The sequence below is a fragment of the Kribbella ginsengisoli genome, assembly GCF_039537185.1.
GTDB classification, from domain to species: Bacteria; Actinomycetota; Actinomycetes; order Propionibacteriales; family Kribbellaceae; genus Kribbella; species Kribbella koreensis.
Map to the genome: position 1 here is coordinate 641951 of NZ_BAABAA010000007.1, position 23482 is coordinate 665432.

General features: G+C 66.0%; 27 protein-coding genes and 1 tRNA gene. 6 read left to right on the forward strand and 22 right to left on the reverse strand.

Features of this window, described 5'->3' with window-relative positions:
* Window positions 1-58: 58 nt before the first annotated feature.
* Window positions 59-637, forward strand: coding sequence for a GNAT family N-acetyltransferase (locus ABD768_RS26505; RefSeq protein WP_343966890.1), 579 nt, complete (start codon window positions 59-61; stop codon window positions 635-637).
* 179 nt (window positions 638-816) lie between these two features.
* Here ABD768_RS26505 and ABD768_RS26510 read toward each other — a convergent pair whose 3' ends face one another.
* The 17 genes from ABD768_RS26510 to ABD768_RS26590 all read right to left on the reverse strand — a co-directional run bounded on the left by ABD768_RS26510 (window position 817) and on the right by ABD768_RS26590 (window position 13885).
* On the reverse strand, window positions 817-1494 hold the full coding sequence (locus tag ABD768_RS26510) for a hypothetical protein (RefSeq protein ID WP_344845020.1): 678 nt from the start codon (window positions 1492-1494) through the stop codon (window positions 817-819).
* An 80-nt stretch (window positions 1495-1574) separates the two neighbouring features.
* Window positions 1575-2948: a tyrosine-type recombinase/integrase gene (locus tag ABD768_RS26515; protein ID WP_344845021.1), complete on the reverse strand. Its 1374-nt coding sequence runs from the start codon at window positions 2946-2948 to the stop codon at window positions 1575-1577.
* Window positions 2948-3154 (reverse strand): helix-turn-helix transcriptional regulator, encoded by a 207-nt coding sequence (locus ABD768_RS26520; RefSeq protein WP_344845023.1) that lies wholly within the window; start codon window positions 3152-3154, stop codon window positions 2948-2950. The genes ABD768_RS26515 and ABD768_RS26520 overlap by 1 nt, the downstream gene beginning before the upstream one ends.
* Window positions 3155-3240: 86 nt before the next feature.
* Window positions 3241-4926, reverse strand: coding sequence for a YfjI family protein (locus tag ABD768_RS26525; protein ID WP_344845025.1), 1686 nt, complete (start codon window positions 4924-4926; stop codon window positions 3241-3243).
* Window positions 4923-5807: a bifunctional DNA primase/polymerase gene (locus ABD768_RS26530; RefSeq protein WP_344845028.1), complete on the reverse strand. Its 885-nt coding sequence runs from the start codon at window positions 5805-5807 to the stop codon at window positions 4923-4925. The genes ABD768_RS26525 and ABD768_RS26530 overlap by 4 nt, the downstream gene beginning before the upstream one ends.
* A gap of 26 nt (window positions 5808-5833) precedes the next feature.
* A complete protein-coding gene (locus tag ABD768_RS26535; RefSeq protein ID WP_344845029.1) occupies window positions 5834-6283 on the reverse strand; it encodes an RRQRL motif-containing zinc-binding protein in 450 nt (149 codons plus the stop codon).
* The gene (locus tag ABD768_RS26540) at window positions 6268-6462 is read right to left on the reverse strand and encodes a hypothetical protein (RefSeq protein ID WP_344845031.1); all 195 of its coding nucleotides are present in this window, start codon (window positions 6460-6462) and stop codon (window positions 6268-6270) included. Before ABD768_RS26540 ends, ABD768_RS26535 begins: the two co-directional genes overlap by 16 nt.
* Before the next feature lie 37 nt (window positions 6463-6499).
* On the reverse strand, window positions 6500-6814 hold the full coding sequence (locus ABD768_RS26545) for a hypothetical protein (RefSeq protein WP_344845033.1): 315 nt from the start codon (window positions 6812-6814) through the stop codon (window positions 6500-6502).
* 249 nt (window positions 6815-7063) lie between these two features.
* Window positions 7064-9358: a cell division protein FtsK gene (locus ABD768_RS26550; protein ID WP_344845036.1), complete on the reverse strand. Its 2295-nt coding sequence runs from the start codon at window positions 9356-9358 to the stop codon at window positions 7064-7066.
* 2 nt (window positions 9359-9360) lie between these two features.
* Window positions 9361-9660, reverse strand: a complete 300-nt coding sequence (locus tag ABD768_RS26555; RefSeq protein ID WP_344845037.1) for a hypothetical protein — start codon at window positions 9658-9660, stop codon at window positions 9361-9363.
* Complete coding sequence (locus ABD768_RS26560) at window positions 9657-11273, reverse strand: DNA cytosine methyltransferase (RefSeq protein ID WP_344845040.1); 1617 nt, start codon at window positions 11271-11273, stop codon at window positions 9657-9659. The genes ABD768_RS26555 and ABD768_RS26560 overlap by 4 nt, the downstream gene beginning before the upstream one ends.
* Window positions 11270-11569, reverse strand: coding sequence for a DUF4031 domain-containing protein (locus ABD768_RS26565; protein WP_344845041.1), 300 nt, complete (start codon window positions 11567-11569; stop codon window positions 11270-11272). Before ABD768_RS26565 ends, ABD768_RS26560 begins: the two co-directional genes overlap by 4 nt.
* Window positions 11569-12516, reverse strand: coding sequence for a hypothetical protein (locus ABD768_RS26570; RefSeq protein WP_344845043.1), 948 nt, complete (start codon window positions 12514-12516; stop codon window positions 11569-11571). The genes ABD768_RS26565 and ABD768_RS26570 overlap by 1 nt, the downstream gene beginning before the upstream one ends.
* A complete protein-coding gene (locus ABD768_RS26575) occupies window positions 12513-12767 on the reverse strand; it encodes a hypothetical protein (protein ID WP_344845044.1) in 255 nt (84 codons plus the stop codon). The genes ABD768_RS26570 and ABD768_RS26575 overlap by 4 nt, the downstream gene beginning before the upstream one ends.
* The gene (locus tag ABD768_RS26580) at window positions 12764-13231 is read right to left on the reverse strand and encodes a DUF3307 domain-containing protein (RefSeq protein WP_344845046.1); all 468 of its coding nucleotides are present in this window, start codon (window positions 13229-13231) and stop codon (window positions 12764-12766) included. The genes ABD768_RS26575 and ABD768_RS26580 overlap by 4 nt, the downstream gene beginning before the upstream one ends.
* Entirely contained in the window at window positions 13228-13476 is a 249-nt protein-coding gene (locus tag ABD768_RS26585; RefSeq protein WP_344845048.1) for a DUF6284 family protein, read from the reverse strand. Before ABD768_RS26585 ends, ABD768_RS26580 begins: the two co-directional genes overlap by 4 nt.
* 91 nt (window positions 13477-13567) lie before the next feature.
* Entirely contained in the window at window positions 13568-13885 is a 318-nt protein-coding gene (locus tag ABD768_RS26590; protein ID WP_344845051.1) for a hypothetical protein, read from the reverse strand.
* 132 nt (window positions 13886-14017) lie between these two features.
* Here ABD768_RS26590 and ABD768_RS26595 point away from each other — a divergent pair, with 132 nt between their 5' ends.
* The 3 genes from ABD768_RS26595 to ABD768_RS26605 all read left to right on the forward strand — a co-directional run bounded on the left by ABD768_RS26595 (window position 14018) and on the right by ABD768_RS26605 (window position 16534).
* The gene (locus ABD768_RS26595; protein ID WP_344845053.1) at window positions 14018-14347 is read left to right on the forward strand and encodes a winged helix-turn-helix domain-containing protein; all 330 of its coding nucleotides are present in this window, start codon (window positions 14018-14020) and stop codon (window positions 14345-14347) included.
* Window positions 14348-14456: 109 nt separating this feature from the next.
* On the forward strand, window positions 14457-15716 hold the full coding sequence (locus tag ABD768_RS26600) for an NsdA family TPR-like regulatory protein (protein ID WP_344845056.1): 1260 nt from the start codon (window positions 14457-14459) through the stop codon (window positions 15714-15716).
* On the forward strand, window positions 15716-16534 hold the full coding sequence (locus tag ABD768_RS26605; RefSeq protein ID WP_344845057.1) for a hypothetical protein: 819 nt from the start codon (window positions 15716-15718) through the stop codon (window positions 16532-16534). Before ABD768_RS26600 ends, ABD768_RS26605 begins: the two co-directional genes overlap by 1 nt.
* 199 nt (window positions 16535-16733) lie before the next feature.
* Here the strand turns inward: ABD768_RS26605 and ABD768_RS26610 are convergent, their stop codons facing one another.
* The 3 genes from ABD768_RS26610 to ABD768_RS26620 form a co-directional block, all read right to left on the reverse strand.
* Window positions 16734-17594, reverse strand: coding sequence for a hypothetical protein (locus ABD768_RS26610; protein ID WP_344845059.1), 861 nt, complete (start codon window positions 17592-17594; stop codon window positions 16734-16736).
* Between the two features lie 156 nt (window positions 17595-17750).
* Window positions 17751-18155: a hypothetical protein gene (locus ABD768_RS26615; RefSeq protein ID WP_344845061.1), complete on the reverse strand. Its 405-nt coding sequence runs from the start codon at window positions 18153-18155 to the stop codon at window positions 17751-17753.
* 169 nt (window positions 18156-18324) lie between these two features.
* Window positions 18325-18413: transfer RNA gene (locus ABD768_RS26620), tRNA-Ser, on the reverse strand.
* 167 nt (window positions 18414-18580) lie between these two features.
* Here ABD768_RS26620 and ABD768_RS26625 point away from each other — a divergent pair.
* Both ABD768_RS26625 and ABD768_RS26630 read left to right on the forward strand, forming a co-directional pair.
* Window positions 18581-19801 (forward strand): MFS transporter, encoded by a 1221-nt coding sequence (locus ABD768_RS26625; RefSeq protein WP_343966888.1) that lies wholly within the window; start codon window positions 18581-18583, stop codon window positions 19799-19801.
* A 277-nt stretch (window positions 19802-20078) separates the two neighbouring features.
* Window positions 20079-20681, forward strand: coding sequence for a gamma carbonic anhydrase family protein (locus ABD768_RS26630; protein ID WP_344845063.1), 603 nt, complete (start codon window positions 20079-20081; stop codon window positions 20679-20681).
* A gap of 243 nt (window positions 20682-20924) precedes the next feature.
* Here the strand turns inward: ABD768_RS26630 and ABD768_RS26635 are convergent, their stop codons facing one another.
* A complete protein-coding gene (locus ABD768_RS26635) occupies window positions 20925-22211 on the reverse strand; it encodes a sucrase ferredoxin (RefSeq protein WP_344845065.1) in 1287 nt (428 codons plus the stop codon).
* Complete coding sequence (locus tag ABD768_RS26640; RefSeq protein WP_343966881.1) at window positions 22198-23445, reverse strand: cupin domain-containing protein; 1248 nt, start codon at window positions 23443-23445, stop codon at window positions 22198-22200. The genes ABD768_RS26635 and ABD768_RS26640 overlap by 14 nt, the downstream gene beginning before the upstream one ends.
* Window positions 23446-23482: the final 37 nt, after the last annotated feature.

Here is a 23482-nt window from a genome sequence, read left to right on the forward strand (position 1 = left end):
ACTCGTCACTTGTTCCTCGTGGCCGGGTTCGGCACGCACTGGATGAGGGAGAGCGCTGGTGACGACTACCTATACGACTCGGCCGTTGTCGCCGGAGACCTGGGACGACTTCAGCGCGCTGGTGGAGGCCAACGGCGGGGTGTGGGGTGGCTGCTGGTGCATCGGCTTCCATGTCGAGGGGTTCGGCGAGAAGCCCCACAGCGCTGAACGCAACCGCGCCGCAAAGCGAGCCCACGTGGACCAAGGCACCGTGCACCAGATCCTCGTCTACGACGCGGATGGCGTGTGCGTGGGTTGGTGCCAGTACGGACCCCCGGCCGAACTACCCAACATCAAGAATCCGGCCAAGTACGCGGCCGGCGCCTCGGAGCTACCCGCATGGCGGATCGGCTGCATCTTCACCGGCAGCCGCCACCGCGGCCGAGGCGTCGCCCGCGCGGCGGTGGCCGGCGCACTGGACGCGATCCGCGCCGCCGGCGGCGGAGTGGTGGAGGCCTACCCGGAGCAGACCACCGACCGCAAGCCCCAACGCGGCGCCTTCCTCCATACCGGCCCCGAGGAACTCTACGAACAATTCGGCTTCACCCGCGACCGCCAGATCGCCAAGTGGCGCTGGGTCATGCGCACCGAACTCTGACCAGCGGAGGGCGTGGGATTCGAACCCACGATGACGGTCACCCGCCATACCGGTTTTCAAGGCCAAGCTGCCCAGAGCCGCCGATAGTGGCTCTGACCTGCACAAACGTCGAGCGCCGGGGATCAGCAAGGCCGCACCATTGCACGCATTCTGCACGGATGCCGCGAAACCCGATTTGGTCATGCACCTGCCGGGGTGCTTGGGGAGCTGTCCGTGGCCCCTGTAGCCCCGTGGAGTTCGCGCAGGAAGTCTTCGCCGAACGTGGTCAGCCCCTGGATGAGGTCCATCCCCTGGTCCCACGAGGTTCGGGCGTCCAGCAGGCTGAGGTTGACTAGGGTCTGCAGTAGGGGCGATGGATACTTGCGACCGACGTCGAGTATCCGCTGGTTGATCTCTCGCTCAGCTCCGCGAGCCGCCTGTGACCGTTCCCCGGATGACTCGACCTCTTGTTGGACTCGCCAGATGTCTTCGAGGCAGCGGACGTGGGGAGCCTCAATCTGCGACAACACATCGGTCATCAGGCTTGCACTGTCGATCATCGCGTCATCTAGAACGGCTTCGGCGATCACCAGGCCCAGCAACCGCCGCTTTGCCTCTAGGCCTGAGTTGGCAGCGGCTTGGATCGCGCGCCCGAAAACGACGTCTAGATCCTCAGATTCCACTAGTCGCTCTTGGAGTTGTTCGGGAGTGACTTTCTCGCCGATCGCTCCCAGCGCCTGCGAGGCTCGATACTCGTAGCGCTTCCGATATCCATCCCAGATCTCGGCTGCCGGTCCGCCTACTAGCGGGACCATTCCGACCAGCGCTCGGCCCCAGATTTCGACGTGCCCCGGTGGTTCGATTTCGTTTGAAGTCACGTGATCAGAGTCGCACCCTGCACGACATGAGTCAGCCCCCAACCCGGCAATCTGGTTGGGGGCTGGCTGGGTGGGACTGGTCACCCCGCTAGCGTCGTCTCGATCCGATCCATCGCCTGCTCCTCTCGCCCATCCAGGCACTTGGCGTAGATCCGCATCAGGACCTCCAGCGATTGCCCTGCCCAGTCGGCGACGCGCTTCGGTTCAACGCCACTGGCAAGCCAGGTCGAGACGGCTGCATGCCGCAGGTCGTAGGGCCGCTTGGCCAGCTTGGAAGTGCGCGCCAGCTGCTCACCGAAGACCGCGATCCGTGCGGCGTTCCAGATTGCCTGGTAGGTCTTGCCTGGCACCATGCCGCCGCGTTCTCCCCAGAACAACCGACCGTATGCGTCAACCCCGAACTGCTCTAGGTGTTGGTGATAGATCGTGGTCAGCTTCGATGGGCAGGGCGTCCACCGCCCTGCTCCAACGTCGCGGTGCTTGAGTTGGCGTTTGTCTCGCTCCTCGCCGTTGTCGGTCCACGCACCTCCAGCGAATGGGGTGGAGCCGGTCAGGTAGAGCTTGCCCCGGCCTTCGTCGGGGATGTGCAGATTAAGCTTGGTCAGCTCTACTGCCTCGCCGGGGCGCAAGGCGGCGTAATACATGCTGGCAAAGAAGGCGACCATTCGCGGCCCGCTGCCAGGCAGCTTGCCCACGGCCTCGAGTAGCGCCTCAGCCTGTTGTGGATTGGGAACGGTGGCGGGATCGACCACGTCTGCTGTGTATTTCGCTCGACGTACCTTTTTGATGGTGGTGATGGGGTTGGCTGCCAGGTGTCCTTCCTCCACTGCGTACTCGCACAGGTTCCACAGCACGGCACGCCGGCGTGCCATGTAGGTACGGGAGGCTGGTTTGCCGTCAAGCTTCGTCCCGACGGCGTCAAGCACTGCACGGATCGTTTCGGCTTTGGCGAGTTCGGTGAGTTGCTTGCTGCTTCCGGCGGCCCACTTGAGAATGGCCTGTATGTCGTCCGGTGCGTCGCCCCGGTGTGCGGTGTTGAAGGCCCATTTGTGCAAGGCGTTTCTCAGTGCCTTGGCGTCGTTGCCGGTCTTCCGGCTCTTCAGCATCACCGGCGTGATCGTGATCAGAGCGTCGGCGATGCTACGTCGGGAGTTTGCTGCGGCATTTGGCCACTTCATGTCGATGTATTGGCAGGCGAAGTCGTAGAAGGTCACCTTGCTAGCAGCAGCCCGCGCCTCGGAGATCGGCCGTCCGGTGTCGCAGTAGAACGCCTCGCCGCGACCAACCGCGCTGACCAGCTTGGATAGCTCGTTGTTGGCGAGAGTTCTGTTCCTTCTGGTCAGGCTGAACGGTTCTTTGGCGACTCTCCAGCGGACGGTGTAGCTGTGCTTGCCCTTGGCAAGGTCATTGACCATCAATGTCTCGGACAGTCGGACATCAAACGTCGTCTCCATCAGGCCGCTTCCTCCCGACTGTCGAGCCAGCGCTCAAGCTCAACCCTGCGAACGCGGATCTCTCCGTTGGGGAGTTTGATGCAGCGCGGTCCGACGCCCTTCGTTCGCCATTCGTAGAAGGTCGATCGGGACACTCCCAGGTCCTCGCAGACTTCGGCGACGGTCAGTCGCGCACGGCTGGCGATCGCCGTCGTGGTGGCACTCACGTCTGGTGTCTCCTTCGGGTGTTCGTGCACAGAAGTGGGCTGGAGATGGCCTGACAGAACTGACAAAACTGACAAAACCTCCGTGCTCATCGGTCCTGTACCGGGGGCTTGACGACGTGCGGATGTACTTCGTACGCGTGAGATGGGCGGCCGCCCTTGGCGCTCTTCTCGGCCGCCTTCGGCCTAATGTGGCCATGTTCAGCGAGCAGTCTCAGTGCGGGTTCGAGGTCTTCGGCGGTTGGGAATCGGCTGCTTTGCAGGCCGCGTAGGGCGTCGCGGCGGGCGAAGGTGTCGCGGCCGGTTCGGTCGCAGTGTTTGGTGATCCAGGCGAGTACGTCGCGGGCGTCGTCGAGGTCGGGGTGGGAGCGGCCCATGAGGTCGTAGACGGCTAGGGCGTGGTCGAGGTAGTAGCGGCCGACGCGTTCGGCGGCGTGCATGGTGTCGGCGGTGATGGGGCCGGCGTAGCCGGTGGTGAAGCTGTGGGCCAGGTGGAGGAGGGCGGCGAGGCGGACGACGTGTCCGGCCAGCTTGGATGCCCAGTCGGTGATGGGTGCGAGCTGTCCGGTGCGAGGGTGGAGGCGTGGTTCGATCCAGTCTTGGAAGTCGAGCAGGGTTTGCCGGGCGTCGGGGGTGAGTTCGAGATGGTGGGGGGTGTCGCGGTCGGCCAGGAGGAGCACCAGGGTTTGCAGGGCGTCGCGGTAGGTGGTTTCGACGGGTTCGGGGACGGGGGTTGGTGTGTTGTTGCGCTGACCGACGGTGTTGACGGGGAGGCTGTAGAGGATGCGGCCTAGGACGCCTCGGTCGCGGAATCCGGGTTGTGAGGCGAGGCCTTGGAGGGTGGCGGGTTGGGTGGTGACTCCCAGCGTCATGGCGGGCCGCTCGATGGCTTCGGACTCGCGGCCTTTGCGGTCGACTTGGATGGGGTCGCCGACGTGGGCTTTGAGGAACACGGCGAGGTTGGGGGCGGCGGAGTAGCGGGTGCCGGTCAGGGTCGCGAACACGTCGCCCTCGGCGGACAGGACGGCGATCCGGCCGCCTTGTGCGGCCATCAGGGACACGCACGCTTCGGGGGTGACGTCGTCGGTCATCAGCCGGGGCAGCGCTGGTACGACGATGGCTGCGGCTTCTTTGGCGGCGGCGGTGGCGTCGGCCAGTGCCTCTTGCGGGTTGACGCTGGCGCGTTCGGCCTTCTTGGCCAGGTCTTCGGCTCTCGCGTGGGTGATCCGGGCTGCGAGCTCGGCTTCGGTGCGCTGGTCGGTGATCGCTTCTTGCAGCGCGGCTTCGGCGGCGTTGAGGGCGCTGGTCATGGCCCGGAACACGGGCGACTTGCGTGAGCCAGGCGGCAGCGCGGTCACCGTGTAAAGGTTGACCTGTTCGAGCCAGGACCGGTCGACCTGGACCAGCACCTTGCCACCGGCTGCGGTGGACAGCGCGGCCAGCGCGAGTTGTCCGGCAAGGTCGGTCGGGGTCTGTGTCGCTTCGGCGACGGCGCTGACCTGGTCGGCCAGCCACTCGGGAAACACATCGACCGGGAACGGTCGCAGCATCCGATCGGTCTTCAGCGGCACCGGTTCGCCGTCCCACGACGGCGTTTCGTTGCCCGGTGCATCAGTCCCCGCGGTGAGGCCGGCGGCGCCCATTTGGTCGTGATGCCTGGGTGTGTGCTGAAGGTTTTGGGTTGGCCTGATCGGTATGGGTGGTGTGATCGGCTCGGTGTCGAAGGGGTCTTCGGGTGGCTCGATCAGGTGCCAGTCGATGTGTTCGGTGCTCATGCTGCGGCGATCCCTTCGTCGCGGAATCCGCCGGTGATGGCGGCTCGGATGTCTCGGTCGCTTTGCTCGGCTGCGTGTCCTGCGTCGGTGAGTACGGCGATGGCGTCGGCCTGCTCGATCGCTCCGAGCAGAACGAGCCGTGCAACGCCTCTGGCAGCGCCGTACAGGGTTGTGCGGCGTTTGCCTTGCGGGGCGTTGCGTACGGCGCTCAGATGGGCGTCGAGGAGCTTGTCCGGGTGGGTGATGCCCCCGCCTCCACGCCTGGTTGCCGGGAGGCCGGCGGGCGCGGTCTGTGCGGGCTCGGGTGGCTCGCAGGCGGCCAGAAGTGCAGGCGGGGGCATCTCCACGTCGGTGGCGTGCTGGCCCCACTGGTAGCGGCGGCGGGTGCGGTGATGGATCGACGGCGGCAAGACGACGTAGCCGCCGTCTGCCTTGATGTCGATACCGGGGCGTCCGGGCATCGGGCGCGAGCCGATGTAGTGGTCGGGGTGGCGGTAGTACAGGTGGAGTCCGCCGGATCCGCTGTGGACGTGCAGGGTTCGGGGCACGAGCCGTTCGGCCATCAGGACCGCCAGGCTGTGGTCACCGCCGTGGGCGGGGTCGACGTCGACCACGAGCAGTCCGGACGCGGCACCGGTACGGACGGCGAGCTGACCGGACGGGACGGCGGCGACGATGGCGGCGAGGCGGTCGGGGTCGGTGGTGGCGGCGTAGAAGCCGTGGCAGGTCAGATGACCGCAGCTCGCAGGATCGTGCGGCGGCCTGTCGTCGGCTGGGCGGCAGGCGTCGCAGTTGGCCACGGGGCGCTTGGAGCGTCCGAGCACGAACACGGGCCAGCCGCGTCCGGCGGCATCCAGGGCGGCGGTCAGCAGATCTGTCACAGCGAGAATCCCTTACTCGAGGAGGATCAGGCAGCGGTGGCGTAGTGGGTGGCGTAGGTCGGTGTCTGGCAGTCGACGCAGCGGCCGTCGCTGGTGGGTATGCAGTAGTCGGCGACCTGGTGGCACTGCCCGCAGGTCCGGCGTGCCTGCATGGCTTTGTCGAGGGCGTTGAGCTGGGCTGGCGACGCGGTGCGCGACGGCTTGGCCAGGTCGAGGCGGTAGAGCCATGCCCAGCGCTGACCGTTGCGCCACACCAGTAGCGCGTAGGGCTCCTGCCCGCCCGGACACATCCGCATCGCGCGGAGCTGGCGGCGGGTGGCCAGGCCGCCCGGTGCCCACCGGTACCGGAACACCGGTGTTCCGTGGTGGTCCCAGCCGAGGGCGAACTTGCCGTCCCACAGCTCGATCCACTGCGACCGGGCCGGGTGCAGCGACGCGCGTTCCATCAGCATCGCGGCCATCAGAAGTGCCACCACCGGCGGCGCTGTTCAGCGGTGTCGAACCGGTCGCGGGCGGCCAGCGCTTCGGCGGTCTCGTTGTCGGTGGAGTAGCTGGTGAAGTCGGCCAGGGCGGCGCGGTACTCCTCGGCCGGGGTCAGGGCCTCGTCGGTGGTGGCGGGCTTGCGGGTGCTGGTCTTGCGAGGTTTGCGGGCCATGGCGGTTCGGGTCTCCTGGGGTCGTGGTGCGGGGTGGTCAGCGGTTGCGGTTGCGGTGGTGATTGATGAGGCGGCTGCCGATCCGGGTCCGGCGGCCGGTGCCTTTGCAGCGGCGGCAGTCGCGGAACGCCTTGCCGCGCGGGGCGCGGGACTTGCCTGATCCGGCGCACTTGGTGCAGTTGGAGTAGGGGAAGACCAGGCAGCCGAGCAGGTAGAGCGCGACGGCGGCCAGGCCGGTGCCGATCCAGATCGCGACCCGTTGGGTGTGGGTCATGGGCTGGGTGTTGGTCACGACGGAGGCGGGCAGGAAAGTCGAGGCGAACAGCCAGTACAGGTGATGGGCGGGAACCACAGTCTCATCACTTTCTGTAGTCAGGTTGGGGCGTGGTGGGTGGAGGCGAGGACTGCCGTTCGGGGGTCTCGCCGGGGATGTGGAGTTGAGTTAGCTGCCGGAAAGCGGGTTAGGTTCCTCACTCGGCGAGTGAGATCGGGCCAATGTGGGTCTGACCTGCGGTTAGTTACCGAGTTCGCCGAGTTAATCGGCGCCGGAAACAGCCTGGTCAGAGCGCTGAGAGCAGCGTTTCGGCGCCGGTTCTTGTGACTAACTGGCGATCGTTTCGGTGTCGTTGCCCGCGTCTTCGGCCGGGCCGGCATCCCGGTCACGAAGCACGATCGCATTACGGACGGTAGCGGGATTGAGGGGGAACTTGTTGCCGGTCGAGGGGACCTTGATGCCGTGCTCGTCGGCCAGGATCTTGACCAGCGCCTTGCCGGTCAGGCCCTGGTACGGCGTCCAGGTCGGAGCGAGGTCACGCAGCAGGGCGGGCACGTCGGCGATCGCTACCGTGTCGGTCCCCAGTGCCTCGTCCAGGTCGGCGAGGAGATCGCGCGTCTCGATCTGCGGCCGCTTCGCCTCGGTCGGCGCGGTCAGGCCGCGCTTGGCGATCGCGGCCAGCGCACGATCGATGATCGGCGTGATCTGGTCGTTGCCCTCGGCACCGTCCAGGAAGTACCACTGCAACGTCTCGAACTTGGCAGCGGTGAAACCCTTCACGATCGCCGTACCACGGTTCTCGCCGGGGATCAGGTCGGTTGCCCGTACACCTTGCTTGAACGCGCCTTGGCCCAGCAGGCCGTCGTTGGCGACGTAGTCCTGTACGTAGAACGCGGTGTTGTTGGTGCAGTTGCGGGTGACGTCCTTGGGCAGTGAGGTCGCGGTCGGAGCCTGCGTCGAGACCCGGAAGTGCATCCCTCGCTTGCGGCCGAGCTTGACCAGAGCGATGGCGTACTTGGCGATCTCCGCGCCGTACTCCTCGTGCTGGAAGGCCACGTGGGCCTCTTCCAGCAGACCGACCAGCGGGTGCATGCCGACGTTCTTGTCTGCGAGTTCGCGGGTGACCTGCTCGACCTGGTAGGCCTTGAGCAGCTCGCCGCGCCGCTCCATCTCCTCGAACATCTCCTTGAGGTCGTCGCGGATCTGCCTGATCGACTCGTCGTCGGCACCCATGACGTAGCGCGAGCAGCGGCGCTTGAACCGCTCGAAGTCGAAGTTCTGGTCCGGCACCCAGATCCGCATCTCCACGGTCGGGTCCAGCGCGCATCCGGCCATGAACGTCTTGGACGCAGCCGATTTGCCCTGACCCGGCGCGCCACCCACGATCGAGTTGCGGCCCATCACCGGCTCGCGCAGCTCGTCACCGCGCAGCGACTTGCCCGCCGGGACGCCCTTGAACACGTCGTTCAGGCCCTCGGTCAGCAACGGGTAGGCACCGGGGCCACCGGCCAGCGCGCCCTTGTCGGCGATCCACAGATCCAAGATCCCGGCTTCGTCGCCGGTGTTCGGCCAGACCTCGGAGCCGGCGCGGTGCAGACTGGTCGCCAAAGCGACACGGCGCTTGGAGATCTCCGCCGCGGGCACACCGCCAGGCAGCCGGATCAGCGCGTGCGTGCCACGGCCCTGCTGGCGGGCCGGGGTGATGAACTGGAGCTTGTAGCCCTCCTTCAGGTAGCGGGTGATGTTCGGGATGCGCAGCGAGTCCAGGGCACGAGCGATCGTCGTTTCATCGATGTCGAGGTCCCATTCGGTCTCACCAGTCGTGACGAGCCAGTTGACCGGCGTTCCACGGCGCTTGCCTTCGCGGTACAAGGCCAGAACGAACAGGAACGGCGAGGCGAACAAGAACGCGCCCCACGCGAGCGACACGGCGGCGATCACGAACCCGATCACGGCGAAGAAGCCGAGCCAGACGCCGGTGAACGATCCGTTGCCGGTGAGCTTGGTCAGCACGGCGATCACGAACACGGCCAGCGGGATACCGATCAGCGTCGCGGCCAGGACCTTGACCAGGCCGATGAACAGCCGGGGCAGGTCCATCAGCCGCTTGTGGCGGCGCTCGGTGGCCATCTCTTTGCGGTCGGCCCACTCCCTCAACGCCTCGCGGTCCCCGGCCGCCTCAGCGGCCTTCATCTGGCGCCGGTACATGCCGAACGTGGACGCGTCGTAGGCACGCTTGGCGAACGACTCAGCGCCCTGCACAACCGTCCATGCGTGCCGCAACGTCGCCTTGCCGACCTTCATCGTCGGCTCGTGGCCCTTCACCGCGACCGCCGCCGACTTCGCCACCCGCGCCGGTGCCATCGCACGTCGGACCACGAGCGCCCCGCGCGACTCCAGCCGGCGATCGAGTTCGGCCGACTCCTCCTCGGTCAGCACCTCCCCCTCGATCACATCGCCTCCGGGAACGTCTTCACCGTCCACCCGCTGAGCCGGTTCGTGAACGATCGGCTGAGCGTCGTCGTGAATGCCGCCGTGAACGCTGTCCTGAACGATCTCCTGATCGGCGTCGTAGAGCCGGTGAACGTTGTTCGGCTCGTCGTCGTGAATGTCGTTGGGCATGGTCAGTTTCCCTTCACGTCGACCAGCAGGACGCGGGGCGTGATGCCCTCGGCGGCCAGGCCGATCAGTTGGCAGGTCGAGTGGTTCGGGGAGGTCCACTGCGCATCGGACTCGGTGCCGTGGGACGCGGCGGCGATTTCCCGCGCCGGCCACAGCTCGACCGCCGCGACGACCATGGCGGCAGCCTCGTCGTAGTCGACTTCGCCGGTGCGGGTCAGCAGCCACAACTTCATCTGCATCGGGGTTTCTCCTGCCAGGCTTGAGTTCGTGGGGGTGAACTGGGTGCCGAAGTCGAAGTTCATGCGGCCACCTCTTCGCGGTGCAGGACCGTGCGCATCCGGGCGCCGATCCACTCGCCGACAGCGGGGGTGACGGCGTTGCCGTAGCCGTCGACCTGGTCGCGGGCCGACCCCCACACGATGTAGGTGCCGTGGTAGTCGCCGAAGTCGGGATCGAAGCCGCTCCCGCGACCGATCTCGTGAGGTCCCATCATCCGGAACTTGAGATCCTCAATTCGCCGCTCAGCCAGGGTCTGCTGCCATTCGGCGAACACGAGAGCGGTGGTGTCGCGAGATGTCAGCGCGCCGAACGGATCGGTCAGCGGATGCGGTGCGGTCTCGGTGCCGGTCGAACCGTTCTGCTTGTACCAGGACGCGAACAGCAAGCCGGGAACCTGCTCAGCCGTCACCGTCGGCATCGCCTCAGCGTGCATCGTGGGTGTGGTGTTCTTCCGGAACGGAATGACGGCACTGGACAGCAGCGCCATGGTCTCCGAGCCGCCCTGTGTCGGCAGCGGATCACCAGCGCCGCGTGCGATGCCTTGAAAGTTGTCAACGGCAAACACCACCGCTGTCTCTTGCTGGCTGGTTTGGGTGGACATCGGCTGCCACGGGTGCCGCTCCGAGCCGCGCGTGGCCTTGGCGGGCATGAGCACGGCCGGGAACTCACCGAGCCGTTGGCGGGCTCGTTCGATGCGGGCCATGGTCGACAAGGCGAGGGGCTTGTCCCGATCACCGATGCGGGTACCTAGGTTGGACAGGTCCAGGGCGGCAAGCGACGGCGTGAACTGCGGAACCACCGGGAAGCGGCACGACGGACACCGGTACTCGTACTGCTTGCCGTAGCAGACCGTGCCGGTCGGCGGGATGCCTGTCTTCCACATCTGGCGCGACTCAACCACGGTGTCGCAGAACGAGCACCAGGCGATCGGGCGGTGCTCCAGATCGGGCGTTTCGAGCTTCTCGTCCCAGAAGATCCAGTAGCCCCGGTCACGGGACTGGCCTACGCCGAAGAACATCGAGTTCAGGAACACGACCTTGTGCTTGTAGCCGAGGTTCTTGAACTGCTTCAGCCACCAGCGGTACGTCGAGCCGTCGCCGACCTTCCGCTTGCCTGGCACCAAGTTGCCCCACGACTGGAGCTGGGTGGTGCACTCGATGAGGATCATGCGCGGGTGGTGGGTCGCGGCGTAGTGCAGGACGCAGTTGGCCGTCGCACGGTCACGTTCCGACCGGGTCACTCGGTCGTCGTAGTCGGGGTCTTCCAGATCGAACAACGTCAGGCCTTCTGCGTAGGCCTTCATCGTGTTCGCCCCCGAGTGGTTCACGCACGAGACGCCTGCCGCGACGAGATCGGCAGCAGGCAGGTCCCGTACGTCGTGGTAGTCGGAGGAGTCTCGGTTGGCCAGGTCGGCGATCCAGTGCTCGGTGCTCGGGTGGTTGGCCTCGTGGACCTCGACCTTGTAGGAGTTGTGGTTGGCGGCCATGATCACGTCGAACCCTGCCCGCTCGATGCCCTGCGTTAGCCCACCGAACCCGGAGAACAGGTCGAGGGCGGATAGGGTGTCGTGCCGGAACCGGCGCTGCCGCACAGCCGGGCGGTGCGCCGCAGTGCGGGTCCGCTTGGTCGCCATCATCGGCCGTTCTCCTTGTCTGCGGCGGGGGTGACGCGGCGGCGCCTGGTGGCCAGCAGGAGCGCCACACCACGCGGGTAAGACAGGTTCACGGCCCCGCACGCCAAAGCGATACGGCGTTCGGCGTCGCTGATCAGGTAGTGCTCGTGCACACCGCCCTCGTCTTCGATGAGGTCGCGAGCCTGACCGAGCATCGCGGCGAACTCGTCGAGTTCCCTGGTGGTCGTTGCGAACAGGTGCGACCACCGCTCGGACCCGGGCCGGACCTGGCGGCGCATGTCGTCCACGTAGACGGTCATCAGGCAGCCGCCTGCTCGATCGACTCGACCGCAGCAGCGACCGGAGCGAGCTGGTCACGGACCCCGGCGGCGACCTTCGCCGACAGGCCCGCAGAGCAACCGGTCGTCTTGCGTGCCCACGCCGGCGTCACGTCGGCGGGGGTGAGATCCGGGTCGGCCTTGGCCAGGCCCAGCGCCACGTAGTCGGCCAGCATCATCCGGCCGCCCTTGGCCTTGCCAGTCCTTCTACGGGGCTGCGAGGACTTGCGCGGAGTGCGTGTCGTCTCCTGAGTGCGGTCTTGGGGAGATGCCCCCGCCGCAGCAGCCGGTGCCGATTCCAGCGCGGCAGGCGGCGAGGGCATCTCCTGCGTCAACACCGGCACCGACAGCGGTTCAGCGGCCTTGTGCGGGTCCGCCAGGGCTGCAGCCCGCTCGGCCCGCAGTACCGCCTCGGTCAACCGGTCCCGCAGTACCGGCGCGGTCTCAGCAGCACAGAAGACCAGCAGCGGCGGCACTGAGTGCAGCACGATCCCAGCAGCGTCGCCGTGCCCGAACGAGGACCACGTGTTCATCACGTAGGTGGCGGCGAACGCGAACCGCTTCGTACGGCGGATCCACGGCCCGGCGTCGGTCACCTGGTACCGGGCGGTGATCTGCTCGGCTCGCAGAACGGCGATCAGGACCAGCGACACCATCGGATCGAGCAGCCAGGCGGCGATCCACGGCAACGATGCCACGGGAGCGCCGTCAGCGGCGAACGCCTGGACGTTGACCATCGTGAACGCCATGCCCAGAACGATTCCCAGCCACATGCACCGGTCGACCTGCGTCCGGATCGACTCCACCCGCAGCGCCACAACGTCGGGGTGAGTCGACAGCGCCCTGACCTGCGACGCCTCGGCTGCCTGGGTCCGCAGCTTGTCGACGCCGGTCGGCTTGTTGCTCGTAGCAACTTCGGCCATGGTCATCGGATTGCCTCCGATCCGGTCAGGGCGGTGCTGGCGTCGGACAGGAACGCGGTCAGTACCCACAGCTCGCCGTACGCGGTCGCGGCTTCGGCCGACATCGCGCCGGGCCGCATCGCCGCCAGGTCACCCGACAGCACGAGCCGGGACAGGTGCTCGAACTGGGCTACCAGCTCGTTCCCCACGTGGTCGCTGGTCTCGACTCCGAGCCGATCGGCGTAGGCGCCGGCTAGGTCCATCACCCGGCCGGTCACAGGGTCACCGTCAGCAAGGCCGCGAAGAACAGGCACAGGTGGTGGAACGACTGGTCCAGGGAGTAGCCAGCCGTGCCGAGGGATGGGTTGTCGTCGTACGCGTTGCCGTTGCGGTCGGTCCCGGTTCGCGGTACTCCGAGCCGCAGGAAGTCGGCCTTGCCGATCCAGCGGGCGAACCGCTCCAGGTAGACCCGGCGGTCGGCCAGGTAGTGAGTGGCGGCCGACAAGAGTTGCCCAGCCAGGAAGCCCAGCCAGCTCAGCTCCAACTCGAGTACCTGCCAGACCAGCAGACCGAGAGCGGCGGTGGTCGCGGTGTAGGTGGCGACGTGGCGCAGGCATGCGAGCGCGCCGACCAGGCCGGGCTTGCCCTTGCAGGTGGCCTGGTGGTGGGTCTGAATCCAGTGGTCGCCGACCGTGTGGGCGGTCAGGAGAGCCGCCAGGTAGGCGGCAAACGCGGCGGTCATGCCACGTCACCAGTCTTGGGAGCGACAGTGGCCAGCCGGCGGGCGACCTGAGCGACGCGGCGCTCAGCGTTGCGGATGCGGTGACGCGCCAGCTCCGACAGCGCCGGACCGGTCGTCAGAGCGGCGATCTCGACTTCCAGCAGGTCCTGCTCGGCCTCGATGAGCGGCATCTCGGCCTCGATCGCGGCCAGGTCGGCGGCGGTGGGCTCTTCGCCGGGGACGGCTGCGAGGTGGATGATGTTCACGGGTTGTGCTCCTTCTAGCGATGGATTTGGTGCGACCCAGACGCCTCGGCGGTGGCTGCCGCCGGGGCGTCACTCATGTCATCGGGGGGTGTTAGTACCAGGGGTTGCGCTTCGGCTGCTTCTGGCCGTTCACGTACATGTCGCCGTTGCCGGTGTGTACGGGGCCGGTGCTGCCGAGGATGATGTTTCCGACGTTGTGGGCGATCGCTCCGATGCCCTTCAACACGTGCTTCTTGCCGTCCCGCGTGGTCACAACGGTCTTGCCGCCCTTGCTCTCGACCCGGTCAACCAAGGTCTTCTCAAGCTCCGCGTTGGACGCCGCACGCCTCAGGCGAGCCTTCTCCGCTTCACGCCACTGAGCGTCCGTCAGCTCCTGCAACTTGCCGTTTCGATAGACCCGCTGGCTCACGATGGACTCCTCTTGATCGAACCGATGGACAACTTAGCTGACCTAGCTAGCTAGGTGCGGGAACATCATTGCGCGAGGTAGCTAGCTAGGTCAAGCCCGTCCTAGCTAGCCAAGTTGATCTACGCTGTATTCATGACAGAGCCGCCAGTCAGGCAGCGCCTTTTCGAGGCGATCGCGGACGCCCTGAGGAACGCAATCCGAGAGGGGACCTATCCGGTCTCCGAACACCTGCCGTCGATCCAGCAACTCTCCGAAACCCACGGCGCATCGCACATGACGATCAAGAACGCTTTGCATGTCTTGGAGGCTGAAGGCGTCCTTGCGATACGCGCCGGAGTACCGGCGCAGGTCATCGCGCTGCCCGGTACCGCCAAGCCGATGCAGGCCCAGCTCGACGAACTGCGTACCGCCGTTGACCGGCTCACCGAGCGTCTCGAAGTCCTGGAATCTCATGACAGCTAGTCAACCGACAGGCTGCCGAACCGGCCATGAACTCAGCCGCACTCAACCGCACTCGAATGCAGGAAAGCAGTCAGAAGAGTCTCTCTGCCGACATCTAGGGGAGTAGTCGATGGTCACCGTCGTGGCGAGCTGGACGGGAGCGACAGCGAGCGCTCTACGGCTCGCGCTCCGACTGACCCAGGAGGAGCTCGCCTCCCGCATCGGAGGGATGTCCCCTCGCGGTGTCGGCAGATGGGAAAAAGAGCCTGATATGTCCCCGACCATGGTCAGTCAGCGTGACCTGGACTACCTCCTCCGAGAGGCGACCGAGGATGAGAAGGCGCGATTTGCCCTCCTGCTTCAGGATCTAGAGAAGCCAACCCGCCCGAGTGGCAGCGTCACGATGCCCCAACAGGAGCGAGCAGAGAAGCTGCTGATCCCGCTCCAACCGCCGCGCGGAACAGCTACTAAGCCGACCAGTGAAACCCTGACGTGGCTCGAACAGAACCTGCGCAACCAGTACACGGCGGATAACCTCCTTGGACCACGCGCACTGATGCCTCTGATGACTTCGTACGTCGACACCATCGAGCAGATGCAGCAGAACGCCAGTGGCGCGGTCCTCGACCGACTTCTCCGCGTGGGTGCCAGCTACGCGGAGTTCACGGGCTGGCTCCACCAGGACGCAGGTGATTTGCGGGGCGCAACGACCTGGGCGACTCGTGCTCTGGAGTGGGCGCAAGGCGGCATGGACGATCGGATGACTTCGTTTGTGATGATGCGTAGAGCCGCGGCCGCGCTGACGGCTCGGCATGGCCCATACGCAGTTCGTTTCGCCCAAGCGGCACAGCGTTTCAACTCACCTGAGACCGGAAGGATTCGGGTCATCGCCGCGGTCACTGAGGCACACGGTCACGCCATCGCTGGTGACGGCGGGGAGTCCGATCGTGCACTGGACACGGCGGCCGGCCTGCTGGAGCAGTACAACGAGGAGATCCTCGACGGCGACCCTACGGCTGACCGCTACTGCGAACTCGGCCTATACACAAAGATCGCCCGCGCCAAGTGCGTTCTAGAACTGGGTAGGGCAGGTGATGCCGTCGATGCATTCACCATTGTCTTGGACAGCCTGCCTCGCGACTATCACCGCGACCGAGGACAGTATCTCGGCTCACTTGCTCGCGCTCACATCCTTGCCGAACAGCCCGAACTTGCCGCCGCAGCCGCCCAGGAGGCCTACTCAATCGCTATTGCCACTGGGTCAACTCGCACTCTGGCTGACCTCCGTCGCACGATGCCTAGCGGGCTCGCTCGCTGGGCCAATATTCCTGAAGTCGAGAAGTTCTGTGCCATGCTCGCAGCGGTCGAACCAGAGATTGGTGGAATCTAGTGTTTTCCCTTGCCACGAACGCGGCACCCGGACGCCCGAACGAAGATTTTGTCGTTGCAACGCCCGATCTCGCAATCGTCGTAGACGGCGCTGGCGTGCCCATGGGTGGTTGCCACCATGGGGTTGCCTGGTACGCCCAGCAGCTAGGCGCACGCACTCTCACAGCCCTAACGAGCCGTCCGGATATGCCTCTATCTGAAGGCCTACATGACGCACTCGCCGCCGTCGCTGCATCACATGCCGACACTTGCGACCTCACCGACCCCGGCACGCCGTGTGCTGCTGTCGGGATTCTTCGGATCGGTGCAGACACGATAGACACACTCGCACTGTCGGACGTGACCGTTGTTGTTGAGAGCCACGAGGGTCCTCAGATCACCTGCGATCTCAGCATTGAGGAGATCTCCGGCACCGAACCAGCCGCCGTGGCCGGACTCTTGTTCAACACCCCCGAGCACAAAGCCGCATTGACTGCCCTGGTGAGCAACCAGACTCGGACACGGAACCGAGAAGACGGTTGGTGGGTTGCTGCTGCTGACCCGGAAGCCGCCTACCACGCCGTCATGAACTCATACACGAGAGCTGAGGCAAAAAGACTCGCAATCTTCTCTGATGGAGCTACCCGCCCGGTAGACCAAATGGCTCTATATGCGTGGTCGGATTACTTGGACCTGCTAGACAAGCTTGGACCGGCAGGCCTCATCGCCCATGTCCGCGAGATCGAGACAGCCGATCCCGATGGAGCTACGCATCCTCGGACCAAGCGACATGATGATGCGACGCTCGCGAGTTGGTGCGGCAGGCTCGATGGCAACTAGCAGTCCCTGACACGACTGACAAAACCCCTGGACACGGGAGGTTCTGTCAGTTCTGTCAGTTGTGTCAGGGGACTTCTGTCACCCGCCGGGCGGTGTCCGGAGGCGGGGCACCTCTTCCTGTCTTAGCGCGCCTGGTGGCCATCCACCCAGCCCCGCATCTCCCCATCCAGCAGAACAAATCCGGCGACCAGAACTAAGTTCATTTGACAGTGTTTATCGCAATCCCAATGACCGACGTCAACACGAGTGTCGCGAGGAAAGGAATCACGCGCGAACCTTTCGGCTTCTCGCCTTCGTTGACTATTTCAATCGAAGGGAACAGCCACGGCCGATGACTCTCCGACACCGATATACCCAAGACGAATGCAGCCGCAACACCCGGAGCTAGCCAAGATTCTACGGAGGCCTTCCAATCAACCAGAGTAAGCAGCAATCCGCCCACTATCGTAACTAGAATGAATAGCAGCATACCGAATAGCGCGGATCCGCGTTGCGTGCGGAAGAATCCCCACCATGGCGAGCCATGATCGATCTCTTCGCTCAACTCAGCAAGCGCCTGCTTGGCCCAGCCCGGCTCCACGGATGTGACCTGGAGAGATAGTCCAGCGAGCGGAGTCTGCCGCTCCATCTTGACTTCCAGTCGTTCCGAAAAGGCCGAGTGCGGGAACTTGCCATCGAACTTGACAACCTGATAGGTCCGCCGGTCGAATTCCGCCAATACATCAGCTTCGCCGATAACCTCGTCGGCATGGCGATCCGTCAGTGCGACTTTGAGACCCGTCGCGACTCTGATCTCGTTGATTGCTCGTTCAATCCTCGCCACCTCTTGCTGATAGGAGAGGTATTCGTAGAATGCGCGCCCATCCTCTTCTGTAGCATCAGGTTTCCCAACGGGGGTCGGCAGCGGGTGGTCACGCTCGTAGACAGCGATCAACGCGTCGCGTCGCTGATCCATCAATTTCTGCATCAGCTGCGCGATGCGCTCCAGGTCGGCGGTCGATCCGGCCCAGGCCTGCCATTCGCGGTGGCGTCGGGTAATCCGCACGGTCTCGTCAGGCATAGGCCGTTCTCCCTCTGTCCTCACGCCTCGGCTAGCCAGCCAGTCTGACAGCCGACACCCCCGCCGCGGCGACCAGACACGCAGATAATCTCGGGCCCGGGTTACGTCGTGGCCAGGCCTGCCAGCTACGTGATGGAGTCGGTTCTGTCAGTTCCGTCAGGGAACCTCTGCTTCGTCGCCGGCCGGAGGCGGGGGCATCTCTTCCTGTACCAGCTCGCCTGCTGGCACCCACCGCGCCCGCATCTCACCATCCAGCAGAACGAACCCGAGCCACCCGGACGGGGAGGCCGCCCAGATCCCAAGCTGCCCGGACTGCGAGGCAAGGCGAACCACGCGAGGCGGCAGGACAGCGCGGATCCGGTTGGCATGTCGCCAATCCTTCGGAGCCGCCGCGACCATCAGCCGAGCGGCGACCACCAGCGCCAGTTCAGCCTGTAGGTCAACCTCCGTAAGAAAGTGGCCGCTCTGAACATCGAGCACGCCGTAGCCCACATAGGGACCTTTCGGCGACTCAACGCGGAAGCGCGCATGGAAGTCGATCAGGCTCACATCATCGAACATATGTTCGATGATGTGAAGTATGCTCCGGCTCACGCGATTGCACGCATTCTGCACAGACGGCCGAAACCAGCCACATTTGGCCGGACATGGCCGGACACAGCCGGATGGCGGGAGAGGAGATGCCCCGCCGACGTTTCCGCAGGTCAGAGGGCACTTTCGGCCTGTCGAGCGGAGGGCGTGGGATTCGAACCCACGATGACGGTCACCCGCCATACCGGTTTTCAAGACCAGCGCACTCGGCCACTATGCGAGCCCTCCAGGCGGTCACCCGGAGGTGGCGCCGAAGGTTGAGGATACCGGTACGGGTTGGGCCGGCGGGCGGAGGTGGCACCGCGCCGTACGGGGGTGCGTAAAGAGTTGGAGTCTCTTCGGCGGACGTTGTTACGCTCCGAGGTCGAGAGTCCGACTGCAGCCAGGGGAATGTCATGCCGAACGTCGCGTCGCTCGGCTTGCCCAATATGCGGGGGCGTGCGCCGTTGCTGGCTGGGTTGGCGATCGACTCGTTCGGGGGCGGCTGCGCGGGGCCCTTGTTGCTGCTGTACTTCGTGCGCGTGGCGGGCATCCCGCTCGGTACTGCGGGATTGATGCTGACCGTGGCGACCATGTTCTCCATCGCCGCGCCGGCCGCCGTTGGGGTGGTGATCGATCGGGTCGGGCCGCGGAACCTGGTGATCGGGGCGCAGTTCGCGCAGGGGCTGGCGTTCACCGGATTCTTCTTCGGGCGTTCCTTGTGGCTGCTGTTTCTTTGTGCGCTGGTGACGACGACCGGGCAGCGGGTCTTCTGGTCGGCGATCTTCAGCCTGCTGGCGGACATCGCGGATCCGGGTGACCGGGACCGCTGGTTCGGGCTCGGCGGGATGATGCAGGCGGCCGGGTTCGGGCTCGGAGCGCTGGCTGCCGGCGTACTGCTGAGCATTGGCGGGGATACGCCGTTCCTGGTCGGTATTGCGGTGAACGCGGTGACCTTCTTCGTCGCTGGCGTGCTGTTGCTCGGGTTGCGCGCGCGGCATGAGGCGCAGGCCGCTCAGGACAGTGGGCCTGCTCCGCTGCTGCGGAAGGACAAGGCGTTCCTGGTACTGATCGCTGCGAACACCATCCTGGCGCTGTGCACGATGATGATCGGGGTGGCGCTTCCGGTGTACGTGACCGAGGCGCTGCCCGAGGCACCCAAGTGGATCGTGGGGGTGCTGCTCGCGGCGACGTCGGTCGTGCTGGCGACCGGGCAGACGCTAGTAGTGCGGCATACCGAGCAGCGGCGGCGTACTTCGGTACTTGTACTCACTGGGGTGCTGTGGGCGGTGTGGGGAGTGCTGATGGCGGCGCTGCTGCATGTGCCGGCTGGGCTCGTGGTGCCGGGGTTGGTGCTGGCGACTGTGGTTTTTGCTGGGGCTGACGTGCTGCATGCTGCCACTGGGAATGCGCTGGCTGCCGCGGTTGCGCCGACTGTCGGACGTGGGAAGTACCTTTCGTACTGGCAGTATTCGTTCACCTTCGCGAGTGTGCTGGTGCCGGCGTTCTTCGCGCAGCTCTTCGAGGTGCGGGAGGAGCTGCCCTGGGTGACGCTCTCGGTGCTGGCGCTGGTCGCGGCGGCGACGATCGTGGTGCTCGAGCGGGTGCTGCCGGATGCGGCGACGCGGCGTACCTGAGCTTCGGCGGGGCTCGATTCGCGGCGTTGCGATTGACGGGTCAGGCATTCTTGCGCTCTTCGAACAGGTGTTCTAATGTCCTTCTCGTAGCTCGCGGATTTCACTCCCACCCCAAACCTTCGCTCGCGACGGCTGAGCCTCCCACCTCCGATGTGGACAGCCGGGACCGAGCGCTGGCCGCCCGGGCAGTGAGGGCCCGGGCTGTGGAGTACCCGCCCGCTGCCAAGTACAACTGCTAACGGAAGACCGAGGTGATGCACGACGAGAGGACGCACCCATGTTGCTGGAACACCGTGGCCGGAGACCGGTCGTCCCTGAGTCCGCGTATGTGGCGCCATCAGCCGTGCTGTGTGGAGCCGTCGTGCTGGGCGAGGGCAGCCGGGTGCTGCACGGCGCAGTACTGACGGCGGAGGACGGTGAGGTCCACCTCGGAGAGAACAGCGTGGTGATGGAGAACGCCCTGGTGCGCGGCCGGGCGAACCATCCCGCGGTGATCGGCGCTACGGTCTTGGTCGGACCGCACGCCCACGTGAACGGCGCCACGGTCGAAGCTGAAGTCTTCATCGCCACGGGCGCCTCATTGTTCCCAGGATCGATCGCCGGCACCGGCGCCGAACTGCGGATCAACAGCGTGCTCCAGGTCAACTCCCGCCTGGCCGCCGGTACCGTCCTGCCGATCGGCTGGATCGCGGTCGGTGATCCCGCTCAGCTCTTCTCCCCCGATCGGCACGACGAGATCTGGGCGATCCAGCAGACCCTCGACTTCCCCGGCACCGTCTACGGCGCGGGCCGCGACACCACCATGCGCGACATCATGGCCGGCCAGTCCGCCTACTACGGCACCCACCACCAAGACCGCCAACTCCCCGACCCCCACTAACCCCACACGCTTCTCCGACGCGGCGGGTGCGTAGATGTCGCCTGCTCGAACGCTGCGAAGGATCACACTCGTCCTCGAACGGACCGGGGTCTACGAACCGATGCCGGCCCATCCACCCGGTCCGGCGCGCTCCGCGCCAGCGGGCGGCGGGCGGCGGGCACACCATTCGCACTCCCGGCGCGCAGGGCGCTAGAGGATGCGCCGCACTACGGTGCACGGTGAACCCGACCAGTTTCCAGCGAGCTATTGGTACAGCTTCTCGAGTGCGGTGAGGGTGTATGTCGTCACGTGCCCCGGAGGCTGAGAGGCACAGGTCATGGCGGCGTCGATGGTGGTCGCCCCAGCAGTAACCGTCACCACATAGACGACGCCGGGATCAGCAGCGTCTGCCTGGATGCTGTCGCCGGCATTGGTGCTGCCGCTTTCGCGGCCGCGAGCGTCGGCATAGGCGTCGGCGCCTCTCCGTGCCGGCGCGCCTGCGCTGGCGCTGGTGTCTGTGCGGCCGGTGGCGCTGGCGTCTGCGCTGGCGCTGGTGTCTGTGCGGCCGGTGGTGCTGGCGTTTGTATTGGCGCCGACCTCCGTTCCGGTGTTGGCGCTGGCGGTGGTATCCGTACGGGCGTCGGCTTTCGCCTGGGTGGCGTCTGCGCTGGCGCTGCCGGGGGGCTGCGTAGCTCCGGTGGCTTTGGTGTCTGCGTCGGCGTTTGTGTGTGCCGCGGCGCTGGTTGTGGGGTGGGTTGGGGTGTTGGTGTCGGGGGTGGTGGTTAGGTGGATTTGCCAGGTGGTGGGGGTGGGGGTTCGGACTTGGGTTGGGTGTAGGGCGTTGAGGGAGAGGGGGGCGCCGGCTGTGCGGGCGAAGTGTTGGGCTGCTTGGACTGGGGGTGGGTGGGCGCCTGAGCCTCGGAGGTACTCGGGGACGATCAGGCCTTCGTTGTAGTGGGTGGCCAGGTCTACGGCTTTGGTGCTGGGGACGTGGCCGTAGAAGAGGCTGTGGGGGAGGAAGACCAGGTTGGCGGCGAAGCGGTCGCCGCCTATGTGGCTGCATTCCCAGGTTCGGTCGGGGAAGGCAGTCGAGAGGGCGGCTGCGGCTGGGCGGCCGCGGATGGCGCAGCAGGCGTCGTGGCGGCCATGGGTGCAGATCAGGTAGATGGGGTCTGTGCTGGGAGTGCCTGGATCGCGGCCGGACAGGACGTTCAGGAGGTGTTCGTCTGTGGGGAGGTCGCCCCAGTGGACGGATTCTTGGCCGGGGCGGCTGTCTATCAGGGCCCAGCGGCGGGTGGTACTGCGGTCTTGTCTGCCGTGGCGGCGGATCAGTACCGGTCGGATTCCTGCTGCCGCGCACAGCCGTGCAACCTCACCAGCCAGACCGTCTCCGAGTGCGGTCAGGGCTTTTCGAGGCCAGGGGGCCCGGTGTTCTATCAGGAGCCAGCGGATGGCGGGTGGGGCTGTGGCTGAGAGTGTGTCGCCGCGGTGTTCGGCTGCGGCGGCGCATCTGAGGCCTAGGGCTTCGGCGAGTTCCTCAGCTGTCTTCACGGGGGCTCTGTACGAGGACTGCTTCGGTCAGGAGGCGGCGGACCAGGACCAGTTGGTCTGCTTCGTCCATCGGGAGGTCGGATACTTTCACGTCGGTACCTGCGCACAAGGCGGCCACGGCCGGATACGTTGCCTTGGGCAAGGAGATTGTGCGGTCGGCCAGGTGCAGGCGGACGGGGTCCCCCTCGACCAGGTGGAAACGGAGGCCGGGGCGTAGGCGGACCGTAGTACTGGGGTTCAGAGCAGCAATGGCGGCGGCGTGGGCCAGCGGGGGTAGCGGGGCTGGGCGGTTGCCGGACCAGGTGCGACGGCGTAGCCGTGGGGCTAGGTCTGTGGGGGTGGTTTGCTCGATGCGCTTGGTGAAGAGGGCTGTGACCTCTTCTAGGACTCCGGCTAGTTGCGAGGGGTCGCCGGGGTCGAAGCCGAGCGGGAGGGCTGCGCGCAGGGCGGGTTCGTCGGCTGCTAGGGCTGCTAGTTCTTGGACTAGTAGGTAGCGAGTCATGGTGTGCAGGCCGACGGTTAAGTGGGCGCTGACGCCGCCTAGCGCTTTGGCGGAGTGGAGGAAGCCGCGGGGGACGTAGAGGGCGTCGCCGGGGCGGAGTACGTCGTCGATCACCGGGGCTCGGTCGCGGGCTGCTGCTGCGACGGCTTGGGAGTGGTCGGTCCAGGGCTGGTTGCGGAGGGGGTCGACGTGGACTGGTTCGTGTACGGTCCAGTGCTTTTCGCCGGCTACCTGGAGGACGAAGACGTCGTGTACGTCGTAGTGGGCGGAGAAGCCCTGCGACTCCGCGGGAGTGATGTAGGCGTTGATCTGCACTGGGTGCTTGGCGTCGGACGACAGCTGTGTGGCGAAGTCGACCAGTGCCGGCCAAGTGCGGTGCAGAGCTTGCAGTACTACGGTGTGGCCGCTCGCGAAGAGGGCGGCTACCTTGTCGTCGCGGATCTGGTCGCCGATCTCCGCGCCCACTCCTGCGGGGCCGGTGAACTGGCTGTCGCCGACGACCGTGCCGTTCTTGGCGATGCGCAGGAACGGGGTGCGGAGGCCGCGGTGGGACAGGAGTTCGTCGGCGGCTTGCAGGCTGAACAGGTCGCTGTAGTCGCCGCCGTGTGAGAGCAGTGCGCGGGCACCCCAGTAGGAGCGGCCGAACTCGTCTAGGTCGAGCTCACCGCCCACACAGCGCCGGAGAGCCGGGCGCCCTTCCGGAAGCCACCCGCTCTCCGGCACTGGGCTCATCAACTTGAGAAGTTCCCGTCGGCACCGCCGTCAGCGC

What these genes read in the sequence shown, in the direction of transcription:
- ABD768_RS26515 (WP_344845021.1), bottom strand. Translation starts at nt 2,948, where the DNA reads ATGGAGACGACGTTTGATGTCCGACTGTCCGAGACATTGATGGTCAAT.
- ABD768_RS26525 (WP_344845025.1), bottom strand. Translation starts at nt 4,926, where the DNA reads ATGAGCACCGAACACATCGACTGGCACCTGATCGAGCCACCCGAAGAC.
- ABD768_RS26540 (WP_344845031.1), bottom strand. Translation starts at nt 6,462, where the DNA reads ATGGCCCGCAAACCTCGCAAGACCAGCACCCGCAAGCCCGCCACCACC.
- ABD768_RS26550 (WP_344845036.1), bottom strand. Translation starts at nt 9,358, where the DNA reads ATGCCCAACGACATTCACGACGACGAGCCGAACAACGTTCACCGGCTC.
- ABD768_RS26555 (WP_344845037.1), bottom strand. Translation starts at nt 9,660, where the DNA reads ATGAACTTCGACTTCGGCACCCAGTTCACCCCCACGAACTCAAGCCTG.
- ABD768_RS26560 (WP_344845040.1), bottom strand. Translation starts at nt 11,273, where the DNA reads ATGATGGCGACCAAGCGGACCCGCACTGCGGCGCACCGCCCGGCTGTG.
- ABD768_RS26565 (WP_344845041.1), bottom strand. Translation starts at nt 11,569, where the DNA reads ATGACCGTCTACGTGGACGACATGCGCCGCCAGGTCCGGCCCGGGTCC.
- ABD768_RS26570 (WP_344845043.1), bottom strand. Translation starts at nt 12,516, where the DNA reads ATGACCATGGCCGAAGTTGCTACGAGCAACAAGCCGACCGGCGTCGAC.
- ABD768_RS26580 (WP_344845046.1), bottom strand. Translation starts at nt 13,231, where the DNA reads ATGACCGCCGCGTTTGCCGCCTACCTGGCGGCTCTCCTGACCGCCCAC.
- ABD768_RS26595 (WP_344845053.1), top strand. Translation starts at nt 14,018, where the DNA reads ATGACAGAGCCGCCAGTCAGGCAGCGCCTTTTCGAGGCGATCGCGGAC.
- ABD768_RS26600 (WP_344845056.1), top strand. Translation starts at nt 14,457, where the DNA reads ATGGTCACCGTCGTGGCGAGCTGGACGGGAGCGACAGCGAGCGCTCTA.
- ABD768_RS26610 (WP_344845059.1), bottom strand. Translation starts at nt 17,594, where the DNA reads ATGCCTGACGAGACCGTGCGGATTACCCGACGCCACCGCGAATGGCAG.
- ABD768_RS26615 (WP_344845061.1), bottom strand. Translation starts at nt 18,155, where the DNA reads ATGTTCGATGATGTGAGCCTGATCGACTTCCATGCGCGCTTCCGCGTT.
- ABD768_RS26625 (WP_343966888.1), top strand. Translation starts at nt 18,581, where the DNA reads ATGCCGAACGTCGCGTCGCTCGGCTTGCCCAATATGCGGGGGCGTGCG.
- ABD768_RS26630 (WP_344845063.1), top strand. Translation starts at nt 20,079, where the DNA reads ATGTTGCTGGAACACCGTGGCCGGAGACCGGTCGTCCCTGAGTCCGCG.
- ABD768_RS26640 (WP_343966881.1), bottom strand. Translation starts at nt 23,445, where the DNA reads ATGAGCCCAGTGCCGGAGAGCGGGTGGCTTCCGGAAGGGCGCCCGGCT.